Source organism: Citrobacter sp. Ca225 (genome assembly GCF_030337175.1).
Lineage (GTDB): Bacteria > Pseudomonadota > Gammaproteobacteria > Enterobacterales > Enterobacteriaceae > Citrobacter_A > Citrobacter_A amalonaticus.
This window is the reverse complement of the sequence record NZ_JAOWCD010000005.1, coordinates 1-227: the sequence shown is the minus strand read 5'-3', so window position 1 is coordinate 227 and position 227 is coordinate 1. Positions and strand designations below refer to the sequence as shown.

Sequence of the window (227 nt, the reverse complement as noted above, 5' to 3'; positions counted from 1 at the left end):
TTATCGTTTTTCAGCAACCCCTTGTATCTGGCTTTCACGAAGCCGAACTGTCGCTTGATGATGCGAAATGGGTGCTCCACCTTGGCCCGGATGCTGGCTTTCATGTATTCGATGTTGATGGCCGTTTTGTTCTTGCGTGGATGCTGTTTCAAGGTTCTTACCTTGCCGGGGCGCTCGGCGATCAGCCAGTCCACATCCACCTCGGCCAGCTCCTCGCGCTGTGGCGC

The 227-nt window shown here is 55.5% G+C and carries 1 protein-coding gene; it reads right to left on the bottom strand.

Features of this window, described 5'->3' with window-relative positions:
• Positions 1-227, bottom strand: a 227-nt coding sequence (locus OGW13_RS00025) for a transposase (protein ID WP_287115447.1), incomplete at both ends; no start/stop codon positions are given.